The organism is Burkholderia sp. Ac-20353 (assembly GCF_017104785.1).
Lineage (GTDB): Bacteria > Pseudomonadota > Gammaproteobacteria > Burkholderiales > Burkholderiaceae > Burkholderia.
In genome coordinates this window covers 1-997 of the sequence record NZ_JAAGPL010000506.1, presented here as the reverse complement: position 1 = coordinate 997, position 997 = coordinate 1, and the positions used below count along the sequence as shown (strand labels likewise).

At 70.3% G+C, this 997-nt stretch carries 1 pseudogene; it reads right to left on the bottom strand.

Features of this window, described 5'->3' with window-relative positions:
• Positions 1 to 997: pseudogene (locus G3N94_RS41605) on the bottom strand (ABC transporter permease); the annotation flags it as partial.

The window sequence follows — 997 nt, the reverse complement described above, 5'->3', positions numbered from 1 at the left end:
CCGAGCGCGCGCAACAGCGCCGCCTCCCGCACCCGCTCGTCGCGCGAGCCCGCGAGCGCCGCATAGAGCACCAGCACGCCGGCTGCGAGCGTGAACACGAACAGGAACTGCACCGCACTGACCACCTGCAGCATCATCCGCTGCAATTGCGCGAGTATCGGCGCGACGTCGATCGCGGTCAGGTTCGGATAGCGCGCGATCAGCGGATCAAGCAGCGCCGCGCGCTCGGCCGGCAGGTGGAAGCTCGTCAGGTAGATCGCCGGGAAATCCTGCAGCGCAGCGGGCGGCATCAGCACGAAGAAGTTCACGCGGAACGTGCCCCAGTCGAGCTTGCGCACGCTCGTGACCGGCGCCTCGATCGGCAGGCCCGTCACGTCGAAGCGCAGCACGTCGCCGGGCTTCACGTCGAGGATCTTCGCGAGCCCAGCCTCGATCGAGATCTGCGGGCTTGCCGACGTGCCGAACCAGTCGCCCGACGTGACCCGGTTGTCGGGCGGCAGCTCGGTCGTATACGACAGGTTGAATTCGCGGTCGACGAGCCGGCGCGCATCGTCGGACACATAGGCGTCGGGATTCACCGGCTTGCCGTTGATCGCGACGAGCCGGCCGCGCACCATCGGCGCGGGCACCGCGTCGCGCACGCCGTGCGCGGTCAGGTACGCGGCGACGTCGGCGCGCTGGTCCGGCTGGATGTCGATCAGGAACTGGTTCGGCGCATCGGGCGGCATCGATTGCCGCCAGCCGTCGACGAGATCGTTGCGCGTGATCGCAATCAGCAGCAGGCACATCAGGCCGAGCGCGAGCGCGGTGATCTGCAGCGCGCTCGCGGTGCCGCGCCGGTGCAGCGACGCGAGCGCGTAGCGCCAGCCGATGCCCGCAGCCACCCGCCCGTTGCGCACCAGGCGCGCCGCCGCGAACAGCGCGAGCCGGACGATCAGCGCGAAGCCGACGAGCGCGCCCGCGAAGCCGCCCGCGACGATCAGCCCGAGTTTCAGGA